General features: G+C 57.2%; 11 protein-coding genes and 2 pseudogenes. 9 read left to right on the forward strand and 4 right to left on the reverse strand.

Annotated elements, in window-relative coordinates; translation table 11 throughout:
• The first annotated feature begins 2 nt into the window (after positions 1-2).
• On the forward strand, positions 3-398 hold the full coding sequence (locus tag Q1J43_RS14395; protein ID WP_301103309.1) for a hypothetical protein: 396 nt from the start codon (positions 3-5) through the stop codon (positions 396-398).
• Between the two features lie 93 nt (positions 399-491).
• Here the strand turns inward: Q1J43_RS14395 and Q1J43_RS14400 are convergent, their stop codons facing one another.
• Positions 492-962 carry a DUF262 domain-containing protein gene (locus Q1J43_RS14400; RefSeq protein ID WP_301103200.1) on the reverse strand — a complete coding sequence of 157 codons (471 nt, stop codon included), beginning with the start codon at positions 960-962 and terminating at the stop codon, positions 492-494.
• Between the two features lie 210 nt (positions 963-1,172).
• Here Q1J43_RS14400 and Q1J43_RS14405 point away from each other — a divergent pair, with 210 nt between their 5' ends.
• The 5 genes and pseudogenes from Q1J43_RS14405 to Q1J43_RS14425 all read left to right on the forward strand — a co-directional run bounded on the left by Q1J43_RS14405 (position 1,173) and on the right by Q1J43_RS14425 (position 5,675).
• The gene (locus tag Q1J43_RS14405; protein WP_301103201.1) at positions 1,173-1,502 is read left to right on the forward strand and encodes a killer suppression protein HigA; all 330 of its coding nucleotides are present in this window, start codon (positions 1,173-1,175) and stop codon (positions 1,500-1,502) included.
• On the forward strand, positions 1,495-2,619 hold the full coding sequence (locus Q1J43_RS14410; protein ID WP_301103202.1) for a HigA family addiction module antitoxin: 1,125 nt from the start codon (positions 1,495-1,497) through the stop codon (positions 2,617-2,619). The genes Q1J43_RS14405 and Q1J43_RS14410 overlap by 8 nt, the downstream gene beginning before the upstream one ends.
• Positions 2,620-2,782: 163 nt before the next feature.
• Positions 2,783-4,258, forward strand: a pseudogene (locus Q1J43_RS14415) (DEAD/DEAH box helicase family protein); the annotation flags it as partial.
• 350 nt (positions 4,259-4,608) lie between these two features.
• A pseudogene (locus tag Q1J43_RS14420) lies at positions 4,609-4,850 on the forward strand (transposase); the annotation flags it as partial.
• 129 nt (positions 4,851-4,979) lie between these two features.
• Entirely contained in the window at positions 4,980-5,675 is a 696-nt protein-coding gene (locus Q1J43_RS14425; protein ID WP_301103203.1) for a pirin family protein, read from the forward strand.
• A gap of 18 nt (positions 5,676-5,693) precedes the next feature.
• Here Q1J43_RS14425 and Q1J43_RS14430 read toward each other — a convergent pair whose 3' ends face one another.
• Positions 5,694-6,053, reverse strand: coding sequence for a glycine zipper 2TM domain-containing protein (locus Q1J43_RS14430; protein ID WP_301103204.1), 360 nt, complete (start codon positions 6,051-6,053; stop codon positions 5,694-5,696).
• Positions 6,054-6,304: 251 nt separating this feature from the next.
• Here Q1J43_RS14430 and Q1J43_RS14435 point away from each other — a divergent pair, with 251 nt between their 5' ends.
• A complete protein-coding gene (locus Q1J43_RS14435) occupies positions 6,305-7,084 on the forward strand; it encodes an IclR family transcriptional regulator (protein ID WP_301103205.1) in 780 nt (259 codons plus the stop codon).
• Positions 7,085-7,133: 49 nt separating this feature from the next.
• Here the strand turns inward: Q1J43_RS14435 and pbpG are convergent, their stop codons facing one another.
• A complete protein-coding gene (gene pbpG / locus Q1J43_RS14440) occupies positions 7,134-8,162 on the reverse strand; it encodes a D-alanyl-D-alanine endopeptidase (protein ID WP_301103206.1) in 1,029 nt (342 codons plus the stop codon).
• A 120-nt stretch (positions 8,163-8,282) separates the two neighbouring features.
• The gene (locus tag Q1J43_RS14445) at positions 8,283-9,440 is read right to left on the reverse strand and encodes a patatin-like phospholipase family protein (protein ID WP_301103207.1); all 1,158 of its coding nucleotides are present in this window, start codon (positions 9,438-9,440) and stop codon (positions 8,283-8,285) included.
• A 322-nt stretch (positions 9,441-9,762) separates the two neighbouring features.
• Between Q1J43_RS14445 and Q1J43_RS14450 the strand changes: the two genes are divergently transcribed.
• A complete protein-coding gene (locus Q1J43_RS14450; RefSeq protein ID WP_301103208.1) occupies positions 9,763-11,598 on the forward strand; it encodes a phosphoenolpyruvate carboxykinase (GTP) in 1,836 nt (611 codons plus the stop codon).
• Between the two features lie 619 nt (positions 11,599-12,217).
• Positions 12,218-13,471 (forward strand): group II intron reverse transcriptase/maturase, encoded by a 1,254-nt coding sequence (gene ltrA / locus Q1J43_RS14455; protein ID WP_301103209.1) that lies wholly within the window; start codon positions 12,218-12,220, stop codon positions 13,469-13,471.
• Positions 13,472-13,550 lie beyond the last annotated feature (79 nt).

The following is a 13,550-nucleotide window of genomic DNA, read 5'->3' on the forward strand; positions in this document are numbered from 1 at the left end:
AAATGATCCCGTCGTCCCAGGCGTCGGCTCCGGCGGAAGTCGTTGATTCGGCGCTGATGCTGCCGGGTGACCAGATCGACGCCTCGTTTCACCAGCAGGGCGGCGGTGAAGTAGTTGCCGTGATAACGGTCGGCCAGGATGATGTCCCCAGAATCCAGTTTCGGCAGCCGCCGGGAGACTGCATCCTGGCACGCACCGTCCTGACTGAGCGCCTGACCAATGAACAACGCCAAGGTCATCAGCGGGGGATAGATTCGTTCCCGAAAGGCGCCAACTTCCTCGACCACCAACCGCTGCAAATCCGCAGCGGGCACCACGGCCCCCAAGCCTTGGGTCGGTTGGTCGCCAAATTGTCGGCGGAATCGTTCAATCCCTTGTTGCAGGCGTTTTTTTGCTAGCATCCACCATGGCTGATCCTCCTGTTATCGAACGTGACTTCAGACACCACGATCTTAGCAAGCGGGGCTCTCAGCCTTCTTCTTTTTGCGCCGCTAATTATCACAGCGGCTTAAGGTAGCGCCATGGAAGTCACGGTCGTATTGAGTGGGCCAGACCTTAAAGACCTCGACCTCTGGATCTTCCATCAGATGCGGCTTGTCGTTGAGCAAGTAGTCGCGAATCCTCTCAGCAGAAGCCGTAAAGCCAGTCGAACTAGCGTAATCGCGTGCGGCGGCAAGAAACATCTGAAACGTTGTCAATCGCTGCTGTCCATCTACAACCTGAAAGGCTGGCACGCGGCCGGCGGAAAACCCGCCCCGAGTTTCCAGCACAACGGCGCCCATGAAATGGGAGAACCTGCGTTCCCTTCCGGCTAAACATTCAATCGCCTTGGTGCGCACGTCATTCCAGAACAGCTCCCACTGTTTTTGCTTTGTCCAGACGTAATGGCGCTGATAGATCGGCACACAAAATCGCTGCCGATTTTGAAGAAAACGTCCGATTTCGATTGGCCCCGCTTTCATCAGCTTCCCCTACTCGCTATCGTCAGGGGATTGTATTCCTTGCTCTTTGACGCCACAAGGTGGAATCATCATTGGCATAAGGGCGAAACCACGTCCGCCGATCCGAAAGTCCTCAGGGAAATGCAAATACCCCTGAAATGGATGCCAAAGACGACGCAGATATAGCAGCTGAATTCTTCAAATCATTAACCATTGTGGTAAAGTAAACGAATGAAAGTCTCCTATGAAGATGAAGACATCGAGACTTTGTGCAAGCAAGAAAAGATGGCTACCAAGAAGCTGGGGCCTGAGTCGGCCAAGAAGTTACAGCGACGGCTGGCAGAGTTGCACGCAGCCGGTGTGGTCGGCGAGTTGGCCATCGGTCGGCCGCACCCTCTGGATTATGACCGCGTGAGGCAGTTTGCCGTTGATTTGCACAAGGGAAAGCGATTGATCTTCAAACCGACCAGCAAGCCGCCGCCCGCGAAGGCCGATGGCTCGATTGACTGGTCGAAGGTATCGGAGATAACGATTATCGGGGCGGAGGATTACCATGACTGATGCAATGTTGCGAACCTACGAATCGCTCGCGGATTTCGCGCCCGATTGGGTTGCGGTGCCCGGCGAGTCGATTAATGATTTATTAGAAGAGCGAGGCTGGACGCAAGCCGACTTGGCAACGCGGACAGGCTTCACGACTAAGCACGTCAATCTGCTATTGAAGGGGAAGGCGCCCATTACGGAAGAGACTGCTCTCAAACTGGAAAGGGTGCTCGGCAGTACTGCTCGATTCTGGCTCAATCTCGAAACGCAATATCGGGAACACTTGGCCCGGCAGGTTTCCATCAAAGCGTTGTCCGAGCACACAGCTTGGCTGAAAGAGCTTCCGCTAGGCGATATGGTCAAGTTCGGATGGGTCCGAAAGGTCACCGATAAGGCCCAGCAAGTATTCGAGTGCCTGCGGTATTTCGGGGTTGCCGAGGTGTCTGCGTGGCGCGAGCAATATGAAAGCCCGGTTGCCGCATACAGGGCAGCGGAAAAGTTGATCCGAACACCGGCAGCGGTTTCAGCATGGCTGCGGCAGGGCGAGCGGAAGGCCGAAGATATGAGGCTTGCCGAGTTTGACCGCGACAAGTTCGAGGTCGCGTTGAAGCTGATTCGGGGGCTGACGACAGAGAGTAACCCGAAGGTCTTCCTGCCCAAACTCATCGAACTGTCCGCCCGTGTTGGCGTCGCCGTAGTGCTCGCACCCGCTCCCAAGGGGTGTCCGGTAAGCGGCGCTACCAAATGGCTTGGTTCGACCAAGGCACTCATCATGTTGAGTCTTCGAGGAAAGACCGACGACAAGCTCTGGTTCTCGTTCTTTCACGAGGCAGGGCACTTGCTAAAGCACGGTAAGCGAATGACCTTCCTCGACATTCTTGGTGAAGATGGACTGAACCCACAGGAGGAAAAGGAGGCGGATGTATTTGCCCGCGATTGGCTGATTCCGCAGGTGGAATATCGAGGATTGCTTTCGCAACCATTGATCGGGGAAAGAAAAATCAAAGAGTTCGCCAAGCGTATCGGCGTTGCACCTGGCATCGTGGTCGGACGACTGCAATATGACGGTCAAATCGGTTGGCAACAGTTCAACCACTTAAAGGTGCGCTATGTCTGGAATCATGAGTCGCGGTAACAATAGTCGCCACTGAGACAACACGGCACAGGTAGCCGGGAAACAATCGGGCAGGGACATGGACAACAAGAACGAAGCATTCTCCCGCGTCATCATCGACGCAATGCTTGCCGCGCAGGGGTGGAACACCACCGATCCTAACGCCGTCCGCTTCGAGGTGGTCATGGCCGATGGCACCCGGGCCGACTATGTGCTCTGTGACCGCAATGGCCGCTCCCTGGCAGTGGTCGAAGCCAAGCGCTATTCCGTCAATCCTGCCGACGCCGGCCCGCAGGCCAAGAACTACGCCAAGCAGTTGGATGTTCCCTATGTGTTCCTGACCAATGGCGTCGAAGTGCTGTTCTGGGAATGGCAGCGTGAAGCCTACGCCCACCCGGTCAAGAGTTTCTTCAAGCAGGACGACCTTGAACGGCGTTTCGCCAGCCTGCAACTGCGCCGCGATGTCTTGGCCGTGCCCATCGACTTGAAGATTGCCGGCCGCGATTACCAGCAGGAGTGCATTCAGACCGTCAGCAAGGAAATCAAGCAGGGCCGGCGCAAACTGCTGATCGAGATGGCGACGGGCACGGGCAAGACCCGCACCGCCGCCGCCCTCATTAAGCGGCTGTTCGAAGCCAATGCCATCACCCGCGTGCTGTTCCTCGTTGATAGGATTCCACTCGCCAAGCAGACCGAGGACGCTTTCGCCGAGCACTTGCCCGACTACCCCGCCTACGTGCTGCGGGCCGGCCGCCGCTTTCAGGACGAGAAGCGGATCACCATCACCACGCTGCAAAGCATGATCAACACCTATGGCGAATATTCGTCGGGCTACTTCGACCTCATCATTTCCGACGAGTGCCACCGCAGCATCTATGGCAAGTGGAGCGGCGTGCTCAAATATTTCGATGGAGTGCAAATCGGCCTCACCGCCACGCCCTGCGTCGCCAACCTCGACGGCATGGAAGGCGACGACGAAGACAAGCTGTTCGTGCGCGACACGCTGCGGTTCTTCGAGGTGGATGCGCCGACCTTCTCCTACAAGTTGAAGGATGCCATCCGTGACGGCGTGCTGGCCCCATATCAGATCTATCAGGCTAAGACGGTCAAGACCGCCGCCGAAGGTGGCTTCGAGGTCAAGCGAAGCGAACTGGACTGGTCGGCCATGAATGCCGAAACCATGGAAGAGTTCGAACTGTTGTTCGCCGCCGCCGATCCCATCGTGATCGACCTGGCGGCGCTGGAACGCCGCTTCACCATCCCGGAACGCAATCGGGCTATCGTCCGCGAGTTTCGAGAGGTGTTGGAAAAGGGCTTCATCGACCGCAAGGGCGTGCTGCGGATGCCGCTGATCGGGAAAACCATCGTGTTTGCCGTGAATAAGAAGCACGCCGAAACGCTGGCGCAACTTTTCGACGCCGAGTTTGCCGACAAGAAGCCTTCCGCCGATGTCCGCTTTGCAGACTATGTGGTGTCGGGTGCTGGGCCTGATGACACCATCGACGCCGTGGCGAAGATTCGCCGCTTCAAGAAGGAACCGTTCCCGCAGATTCTGGTTTCCGTGAATATGCTCGACACGGGATTCGACTGCCCGGAAGTCTGCAATCTCGTCTTCGCCTGCTTCACCCAGTCGGCCATCCTCTACCAGCAGATGCGCGGACGCGGCACCCGCAAGACCAGCAAGAAGCCCATCTTCACCATGTTCGATTTCGTCGGCGTGTGCGACTTCCACGGTGACGAGGACGCGATTGGCGAGGGCGGCTTGGTCATGGAGCCGAAAAAGAAGAAGCACTACGAACCCAAGCGGCTGCTGTCGCTGGGCATCGACGACCACATCGACCCGACCACCCGCGAATGGATCAGTGTCGATGAGAACGGCAACATGATGTTCCCCGAGGCATCGGAGCAGAAGGCCGCTGAGTTGGGCGTCAAGTTCGAGGCGTGGCGACTGGAACAGCAGCACCTGACCGCAGAACAGGATCGCTGGCTGCGCATACTCGGCAGCCAGATAAGCGCTGCATTAGCGGCGGACGTGCCACGCTGCGTAGCGCACTATACATGGCCACACTGGCAGCTACTCGCTTTAACCCGTGATCCGCGTGTTCTACCAGCGCCTCTTGGCAGCAGGAAAACCAAAGAAGGTCGCCTTGGTCGCGTGCATGCGCAAGCTGCTGACTATCCTTAATGCCATCGTCAAAACAGGCTTGCCATGGAACGAGAAATTGCACACTCCAGCGGTAGTTAATTCTTGACTTCCAAGACAGTTGCTTATTCGTTAGAACAAATTTACCCTGCTGATAGCGAAGTGTGACGGTGATAGCTGAAAACTATTCTGTAGAATGCGGCTCAAAAGCGTTCGGGTTTATTGCAAGGAGTCGATCATGATTCAACTTCGTTCGAGCGCTTCCCGTGGAATCTCCGACCATGGCTGGCTGGTCGCCCGGCACAGTTTTTCCTTTGCTGACTACTACGATAGTGCCGAAATGGGCTGGGGCGTTCTGCGCGTGATCAATGAGGACCGGGTAGCGCCTGGCCGGGGCTTTGGCAAGCACGGGCATCGTGATATGGAGATTGTCACCTATGTTATCGACGGTGTGCTCGAACATCGCGATAGTCTGGGCAATGGCGAATTGATCGGCTCCGGTGAAGTACAGCGTATGAGCGCTGGCAGCGGCATAAAACACAGTGAATTCAATCCTTCGCAGAGCGAGACAACGCATCTGTTGCAGATCTGGATCGAGCCGAGCGAACTGGATCTGGCGCCGGGGTATGAGCAGCAGGCGCTGGCGCCGGGGTATAACGCCTGGCGGTTGATTGCTTCACCCGACGCTGCGCAGGGCAGCACGCTGATTCATCAGGATGCCAGGCTCTACGCTGCGCGACTGGAGCCGAGGGCAGAACTGGATTTCATCCTTGATCCGGTACGGCTAGCCTATGTGCATTTGGTGCACGGTGCTCTGGTTCTGGGCGGCATGGCGATGAGTACGGGTGACGGCGCCAAGATCGCCAATGAGTCCTCATTACACTTTGTTGCCGCCGAGGGAAGCGAAATCCTGCTCTTCGATTTGCCGCACTGAGGCACTGGCCGCAAGGACTCAGTGCCGCTCGTTCCAGTCGTGATGCCGATGCTCGTGGCGCCTCCTGTCATCGCGTTCGTACCTTCCCTGCACATAGTAGATCGGGCGTTGTGCAAAGCGTGCCGGCTGGGCGTAATACACCGGCGGCGCCGAGTACTCAACCCGGCTGCGGCCACGCTCCGAGCCGATTGCCGCACCGGCCGCAGCACCCAGGACGCCGCCGATGATGGTGCCGTCGCGACCGCCAATCGAGCGACCGGCGATGGCGCCAGCGCCGCCACCGAGCAGCGCGCCCCAAACGGCATCGTCGGCCATGGCGACGGTTGATGAGAGCAGGCAGGCTGCGAGTGTCAAGGTGATGCCCAGTTGTTTTTTCATGATTATTCCTTTGTTTCATTGTCGATTTGACATAGAGAGTAACGCGTCGGCTCCGGTAGCGCTGACCTGGGTTACAAAACCTTACGACTCGATGTTGTTGTGCATGACGAAAGGCCTCGCGTTGCTTCACCCGCTAAGAGGTAAAATATTGCAGCGCACAAGACCCGGCATGCATCAAGACGACAAAGCGGAGAATGAGCGCCTAATGCTATTCTGCCGAAGTGCAAAACGAAAGCTCTGAAAGAAAAGTGATGGCGGAACAACAGGAAGCCAAGGGATCGATCCAGGTCATCGAGCGCATGATGTCGCTGCTCGATGTGCTGGCCAACGCCCCGGAACCGGCAACGCTCAAGATGCTAGCGCAGGCGACTGGTCTACATCCATCAACAGCTCACCGCATTTTAGCGGTGATGACCCAGTCGCGCCTTGTTGAACGACACGAAGCTAGCACCTATGCGCTTGGAATTCGTCTACTGGAGCTAGGCAACATCGTCAAATCACGAATCAACATTCGCGAAGTCGCTCTGCCCTTTATGCAAAACCTGCACGAAACGATCGACGAATCGATCAATCTGGGCATTCGCGATCAGGATGAAATCATCTACATCGAACGCACATCAAGCGGCCGTTCGCTGGTGCGCGTGGTCTATTTGGTTGGTGATCGGGCGCCCTTGCATCTGACCTCGCTTGGCAAGCTGTTTCTCGCCGCCGAGAGTGTTGCTGATGTTTGCGCTTATGCCAAGCGCACCGGACTGCCGGGCAAGACGCCGCATTCGCTGACCCGTCTGGATGCGCTGGAGAAGGAACTCGACAAGATTCGTCGGCACGATGTGGCCTACGACAACGAAGAAGCTGAAATTGGCCTGCGTTGCCTGGCAGCGCCGATTCGCGACGACCATGGTTGCGTTGTCGCCGGCCTGTCCATCTCGGCACCGACGGATCGGCACGAGCCCGGCTGGGCGGTTCAAATCAAGGCGGCAGCCGAAGCAATCTCCAACGCTCTGGGGTATCGACCAGCTCACATGCGATAGGCCAAGCGGCCACGGGCTTATCGTGGGCTCCTGGAAACAGTTGCCGTAATCAGCCCGGAGCTGCGCTCGCCAACGCCAGAGTGGTTTGTGTCGACGGCTTGCGCGAAGCATGGGTGCGTGTCTGTGCGCTTTCCATCCAGCGTTTTATCCGGTTGGCATCGCCCACTCGTGTTTGCTTGCCCGCCGAGTCCAGCAGCACGATAACCACTGGCTTGTCGGCCAGGCGCGCTTGCATGACCAGACACTTGCCGGCTTCATGAATGTAACCCGTCTTGGAAAGGCCGACATCCCAGGCCGCGCTTTTCACCAGAGGATTGGTGTTGCGATAGGCCAACTCGCGACCGCCGACGTCAACAGTCGCTTCGGAGGTGGTCGAAAACTCCCGAATCAGCGGGTAACGATGCGCCGCGACAACCATCTTGGCCAGATCGTTGGCCGTAGACACATTGCTGCTGGTCAGTCCGGTAGGGTCCTCAAAATGGGTATCTCTCATTCCGAGCGCTTGAGCCTTGATATTCATCGCTATCAAGAACGCCGTCACTCCTCCCGGGTAATTTCGTGCCAGGGCGTGCGCTGCCCGATTCTCGGAAGACATCAGGGCGAGCAGCAGGGCAAATTCACGCGACATGACCGACCCCACATGCAGACGCGAACGGCTGCCACGCAGGGTATCGACATCGTCATCCGAGATGGTGATGGGTGTTTGCAGGCTCGGCGCACTGTCAAGTACAACCATGGCCGTCATCAGCTTGGTGATCGAAGCGATTGGTACCACCTGATTGGCGTTTTTCTGGAACAGGGCGTCGCCCCCGCCCTGCTCAATGACTAGCGCTGAGGCCGACTGTACGTCCAGCCTGCGTTCTGCCTGCCACGATGGTACGTTGCTCGCCGTGAGCATGCGAACTGGCTTTTTCCTGGCCAACGGCAGGGCCTTGGCATTGGGCAGCAACACTTTACCTTTGTGCTTGTGTGGAGCGAGCCTGGCTTTTTCAACGGCCTGCGCTGTCTCGACAGTCGAGAAACCACTGCCCAGCAACGCCACAAACAGAAACGCCGTTTTCAGACTGATCCGCGTCAATTTAAACTCCTGCACAATTTCATTTTCATACTAACCTTCGAAGAGTCTATCATTAGGCAAATTAAAATCAAGAAAAATAATAAGATAGCGCAACCAGTTGATAAATAACATGACATAAATTCAAACGCCAAGAAACACTACGACCTCATCGCGACGGGCCATCGTATCCTTGTAGCCCAGATCGATAAGAACACGAGTGTAGGAGCTCTCAAACAATAGATAGCTGGCCAAGGCGCCGCCCCGCCGGTTCATCGCGCCAACTCCGCGCAGCAGCCAGCGCACCGCCCAAGGCAGTGCATTGACATGGCGTGCGGCCAGATAATCGAGCCGTTCCGATGGCGAAATAACCAGCGACTGGATCGGTCGAAGCGGAATTTTACCCTGTTTCTTGACCTCATCCGGAATGGCTTCAAGAGTCCGGTTGATGCGCTGCATGCGCTCGATATCGACCGCCAGGCTATCGAGAAAAATTGAAGAAAGCACGTGACCGGCGATCTGCGCCAGCGTCGGATAAACGCTGGAATGCTGGCGCTCGACTTTGTCGGACATCCGACCCGAGCCAATAATCAGGATTTTCTCTGCGCCAAGATGAATCGCCGGAGAAATTGGCGACAATTGGCGCATTGAGCCATCGCCAAAATATTCACGATTCAAACGAACCGCGGGAAAGATGAAAGGGATCGCGCTGGACGCCAGCAAATGATCCATGCTGAGCTGGGTACTACTACCGAAACGATGCGTCCGTTCCCAGGACTGAACATCACTGCGTGCCTGAAAATAACTGACGCTCTGTCCGGAGGTATATCCGGAAGCCGTAAGACAGACCGCATAGAGCGAGCCATTGTCTATCGATCGGCCAAGCTTGCTAAAGTCCAGTGTCTTTTCCAGCAGCTCGCGCAATGGCGTATTGTCAAGCAACGAGCGCGGTGCCTTCTTGAACAGCCAGCCGAAGACCAGCGCACCCAGCCAGCGCACGCTGGAGATGGCAATACCCAGCGGGTCGGAACGATAGACCTGACCAGCATGAAAATTGCGCCAGACATCCGACAGCGACTCAACAGCCGTGCCATAGCTGTCGCTACCGCAGGCCAAGACAATTGCATTGATGGCGCCGGCCGAAGTGCCGCAGAGGATCGAGAAAGGATTGGGACTGTCTTCGGGCAGCAGATCGCGAATGGCAAGCAGCACTCCAACCTGATACGCCGCGCGCGCACCGCCACCAGCCAGGACCAGTGCCGTTCTGCCGTTGCTCTTCGAAGATGAAACCGAGTCATTCATGATGCTGAATGATAACTGGATTGCTGGCTGCCGGGGCAATGCTCGGGGAAACAAGGAAACAAGGAAACAAGGAAACAAGGAAACAACTCCGGGACTGCGTGGCAGCACTTGGCTGTGATACTATTTTGCCTGCCCAAGAATTCTAGTATGCCCGTTAAAATGACTGAACCATCCAGCACTTCACCAAGCTTTTTCTGGTCGCGAGCGACCTGGAGTTCTTCCGGAGTTTTTCCGCCTGTTCCGGGTCCCATATGGCATATCATTAAAACACCCTTGTCAGACCCCGCCGATTTCTCAACTGTCCTTTAAAAAGTGAATTGCCATGAATCGAAATTTATCCAACAACGCACCTGATTACGTCAAGCACGAAGGCTTGAAGAAGTGGGTTGCCGAAATCGCCGCTCTGGTCACACCTGACCGCGTTGTGTGGTGTGACGGTTCGCAGGAAGAATATGACCGCCTGTGCGGTGAGCTGGTTGAAGCCGGCACCTTCGTCAAGCTCAAGAAGCGCAAAAATTCCTTCCTGGCTTTTTCCGACCCGTCCGATGTGGCCCGCGTTGAGGATCGTACCTACATATGCTCCGAAAAGAAGGAAAACGCCGGGCCCACTAACAACTGGGAAGACCCGGCCAAGATGCGGCAGACCCTGAATGGCCTGTTCAAAGGCTGCATGAAGGGGCGTACCATGTACGTCATCCCCTTCTCGATGGGACCAGTCGGCTCACCGATCGCCCAGATCGGCGTCGAGATCACCGACAGCGCCTACGTTGTGGTGAACATGCGCATCATGACCCGTATGGGCAAAGCAGTATTCCCGGTACTTGGCACCGATGGCGTTTTTGTTCCCTGCGTGCACTCGATTGGCGCACCGAAGGAGGCCGGCCAGAAGGATTCTCGCTGGCCATGCAACCCGACCGTCAAGTACATCGTTCACTACCCAGAAACCCGCGAAATCTGGTCCTATGGTTCGGGCTATGGCGGTAACGCGCTGCTCGGCAAGAAGTGCCTGGCGCTGCGTATCGCCTCGAACATGGCCCGTGACGACGGCTGGCTGGCCGAGCACATGTTAATCCTCGGCGTCGAATCGCCCGAGGGTGACAAGCACTACGTCGCCGCCGCATTCCCGTCGGCCTGCGGCAAGACCAATTTTGCCATGTTGATTCCGCCGAAGAGCATGAGCGGCTGGAAGATCACCACCATCGGCGACGACATCGCCTGGATCAAACCTCGCCTGGAAAAGGACGGTAGTACCCGCTTCTACGCGATCAACCCTGAAGCCGGCTTCTTTGGCGTGGCGCCAGGCACCAACGACAAGACTAACTTCAACGCCATGGCCTCACTCGCCGAGAACACCATTTTCACCAATGTCGCGCTGACCGACGACGGCGACGTATGGTGGGAAGGCATGGGTCCGGCGCCAGCGCACGCCATCGACTGGCAAGGCAATGACTGGACGCCTGAAATCGCCAAGGAAAAAGGCACCAAGGCGGCGCACCCGAACTCGCGTTTCACTGCACCGGCTTCACAGTGCCCGTGCGTCGATGAAAAATGGGAAAGCACTGAAGGCGTGCCGATTTCGGCCTTCCTCTTCGGCGGTCGCCGCGCTTCTACCGTACCGCTGGTCTGCCAGACACTGGACTGGGAGCACGGCGTCTACGCTGCCGCCACTCTCGGCTCAGAAACCACCGCTGCCGCCTTCGGCCAGCAAGGTGTCGTCCGCCGTGACCCGTTCGCTATGCTGCCATTTTGTGGCTACCACATGGCTGACTACTACGGTCACTGGCTGAAGATGGCCAAGGCGGTCGACAAGACGCCGCTGATATTCATGGTTAACTGGTTTCGCATGAATGAAAAAGGCGAGTTCGCCTGGCCCGGTTTCGGCGACAACGCCCGTGTTCTCAAGTGGATCATCGAACGCTGCGAAGGCAAGGTTGACGCCAGGGAAACCAGGCTCGGCTGGATGCCCAACTACGAGAACATGGACTGGACCGGCTTGGACTTCTCCAAGGCCGACTTCGATGCGGTGACCAGAATCGACAAGGACGCGTGGAGGAACGAACTGGCCGGAGTCAAGGAATGGTTCGAGAAGATGGGCAACAAAATGCCTGCCCAACTTATAGACATCCGCAACGAACTGGAGAAGAGCTTCCAGGGATAGGCATCAATAGTCATCAAAAGGCCGCCCAGTGGCGGCTTTTTTTCTACGTGCGCCCGGCAGGGTGCACTTACTTGGAGGTGAAAGTCCTCTACTCGCCCGACAAGGGGAAGAGTTAGCTAAACGGCAAGGGTGTCGCGGGCGACTGCGAATCTGGAGGAAGCCGAAGGCAAAGCGCTGGCCTGACGAACAGGAAGCGGATACGAGGCGGCGTAGCGGGGTGAGATGTCGTAGATCATCAAAGCCCGAAACTTGTACGGAACGCTACGACGTAGATCCGACAGGCATAAGCGTGAAGGTGGGTGCGTCATACCCGGGGAGATCTGCTGCGTGCCTTGTGCTAGCGACATCGAGAGGTGTCGGGATGCGCCTGCAGAAGTCAGCAGAAGGCATAGTAGGTTGGGGACGAAGCGGAGCGCCCGAGAAGAATCCTGACCGAAGGCCTGAACATTAAACAACGCGATTAGGACATCCGACCTCGATGCAAATCGATGAAGCACCAAAGCAGGCAACTGCACCCGGCACGGAGGGAGGCGGACGGATTTCGCCAAAGACCGGATTGGGCGCTGAGGTAGGCACGGCGGCGGATGGGCAAACGAAAGCGGAAGGACTGCGGCAGGGGATGGACGCCGTGGTCGAACGAAGCAATCTCTGGCAAGCGTATGAGCGAGTCCTGCGGAACAAGGGCGCGGCGGGAGTCGATGGACTCACCGTGCTCGAACTCAAGGCATGGCTGCAACAGCACTGGCCAAGCGTCAAGGCAGCACTTCTGGCAGGTGATTATCTGCCGGCGGCGATCCGGAAAGTGGAGATGCCGAAGCCCAACGGAGGGGTGCGGATACTGGGCATCCCGACGGTGCTGGATCGACTGATCCAGCAAGCGCTGCTGCAAGTTCTACAACCGGAATTCGAGCCTGAATTCTCCGAACACAGCTACGGGTTCCGACCGGGCCGCAATGCCTGGCAAGCGGTACAACGCGCCCAAGGCTACATCAGGGAAGACCGCCGTTGGGTGGTCGACCTCGATTTGGAGAAATTCTTTGACCGGGTAAATCACGACATTCTGATGTCGAGAGTGGCGCGCCGGGTACAAGATGATCGGGTACTGAAACTGATCCGGCGTTATCTGGAAGCGGGCATGATGTCAGAAGGAATTGTCAGCGCAAGGACGGAAGGCACGCCGCAAGGCGGACCGCTGTCACCGTTGCTGTCGAACATCCTGCTGACCGACCTGGACCGCGAACTGGAGCGCCGGGGGCACCTGTTCTGCCGTTATGCCGACGACTGCAACATCTACGTCAAAAGCCAAATGGCGGGGCAGCACGCGATGGACGTGATGACCGACTTTCTGGATACGAAATTGAAGCTTCGGGTCAATCGGGACAAGAGCGCTGTCGCGCGGCCCTGGCAACGGAAGTTTCTGGGGTATAGCGTCACGTGGCACAAGCAGGTACGTCTGAAGATCGCCGACAGCAGCTTGAAGCGACTGAAAGACAAAGTGCGTGAAATCGTCGTCGGGAATGCCTTTCGCAACCTCGGCCAAACGATCGCCGCACTGAACCCCGTGTTGCGTGGCTGGACCTCCTATTTCCGGCTGACCGAGGTAAAAGGTGTGTTGCAGGACTTGGACGGATGGATAAGGCGCAAACTGCGCTGCCTACTCTGGCGGCAATGGAAGCGACCGGCCACTCGTAACAAGCGATTACAAGCGCGCGGGTTGGACGGGACGCGTGCATGGAAATCGGCAAGCAACGGACGTGGCCCTTGGTGGAACGCCGGCGCGAGCCACATGAACGCGGCCTACCCAAAACGCTATTTTGATGCACTGGGGTTGGTTTCGTTGCTGGATACTCAGCGACGCTTCCAGCATGTTTGATGAACCGCCGTATGCGGAACCGCATGTACGGTGGTGTGAGAGGGCGACGGGGGTAACTCCGTCCCCTACTCGATCAAAC

It is taken from the genome of Propionivibrio sp. (assembly GCF_029255185.1).
GTDB lineage: Bacteria > Pseudomonadota > Gammaproteobacteria > Burkholderiales > Rhodocyclaceae > Propionivibrio.